Origin of the sequence: Gordonia sp. NPDC003585 (assembly GCF_040610755.1) — a bacterium.
Taxonomy (GTDB): Bacteria; Actinomycetota; Actinomycetes; order Mycobacteriales; family Mycobacteriaceae; genus Gordonia.
On record NZ_JBEXMX010000194.1, the window covers coordinates 1 to 1,486 of the forward strand.

A 1,486-nucleotide genomic window follows, 5' to 3' on the forward strand; every position below is an offset into this window, starting at 1 on the left:
CGGGCTCTTCCGGATTGACGGTGCGTAGAACGGGTTCTCGTGACCACAAGATGTAGGGGTGAGCAAGATCGCCGAGGCGGGCGGTGTGGCTGAAGGTGTAGGCGGGTCCTGCGGTGTGAGGATGAAAGCTCTCACACAACCAGCCTGACACCGACAGGACCCATGACGCAGCGTAGCGCTATTGCCGACACTATTTGCCGCACGATCGAGTTGGGGGTGACGATCACCGACGCCGCCCTTGACGGCGAGGATCGTACGCACGTGTTTTGCCAGGTCCTGGACCCGAAGAACACCTGCCCACGCTGCAGTGCGCCGGGCCGGTTGCGTGATCACGTCGATCGTGAGGTCGCGGATCTGCCGATCGTGGGTCATCCGACCCGCCTGCACCTGAAGGTGCCGCGGTATGCCTGCGAGAACACCGACTGCACCCAAGGGGTGTTCCGTGCCGACATCTCGGCGATCGTGGCGCCGCGGGCCCAGGTCACCCGCCGCACCACCACCTGGATCATGCGGCGGATGATCTGCGACAAGATGTCGGTCAAGGCGGTCGCGGTCGCGGTCGGGTTGAGTTGGAACACCGTGAACACCCTCGCGGTGGACGCGGCCAAGACGTTGGCTGTGACTCCGGGCCGTTTGGCCGACGTACGAGTCCTTGGGGTCGACGAGCACAAATGGAAACACGTTCGAGGACAAGGTGATCCAAGTTTCGTGACAGTGCTCGTGGATCTGACCCCGGTGGTTGAGGGTACCGGCTCGGCCCGCTTGTTGGACATGGTCGCCGGCCGGTCGAAAGCCGCCCTGAAGGACTGGCTCACCGACCGTGAGCAACCGTTCCGTGACCGCATCCGGGTGGTCACCATGGACGGGTTCACCGGCTATCGCACCGCAGCCGCCGAAGCCCTCGACAAGGCCCGTGCGGTCATGGACCCGTTTCATGTCGTCCACCTCGCCGCGGAGAAGCTTGGCCTGTGTCGTCAACGCGTGCAACAAGATACGTGCGGTCACCGCGGCCGCAGTGGGGATCCGCTCTACGGGATCCGCCGCACCTTGTTGACCCGGATCGGATTGCTCACCACCAAGCAGGCCACCAAGCTGCGGGCTGTCCTGGACGCCGAGGATGAGCATCTGGCCGTCACGATGACGTATGTGATCTACCAAGAGTTGATCGACGCCTACGACCAGGAGAACAAACGTGCGGGCAAGATCGCGATGTACAAGGTGCTCAAGAAGATCCACACCGGCCTTCCCGCCGGGCTGTGCGAGCTGGCCCAACTCGGCCGTTCCCTGTGGGCACGCAAACATGAGATCCTGGCCTACTTCGACACCGGTGCCTCCAACGGCCCCGTCGAAGCGATCAACGGACGACTCGAACACCTCCGCGGTATCGCCCTCGGATTCCGCAACCTCAACAACTACATCTTGCGGTCACTGATCCACTCCGGCGGCCTCGCAGAACACCTCGATGCACTCTGAATCCGGAAGAGCC

At 63.3% G+C, this 1,486-nt stretch carries 1 protein-coding gene; it reads left to right on the plus strand.

Annotated features, from left to right (window positions below; translation table 11 throughout):
* Window positions 1-162 precede the first annotated feature (162 nt).
* A complete protein-coding gene (locus ABZW74_RS24570; protein WP_240862917.1) occupies window positions 163-1,473 on the plus strand; it encodes an ISL3 family transposase in 1,311 nt (436 codons plus the stop codon).
* The last annotated feature ends 13 nt before the right edge of the window (window positions 1,474-1,486 follow it).

Bases quoted from the DNA above. Each gene is read 5' to 3' on its own strand.
- ABZW74_RS24570 (WP_240862917.1), top strand. From the start codon at position 163: ATGACGCAGCGTAGCGCTATTGCCGACACTATTTGCCGCACGATCGAG.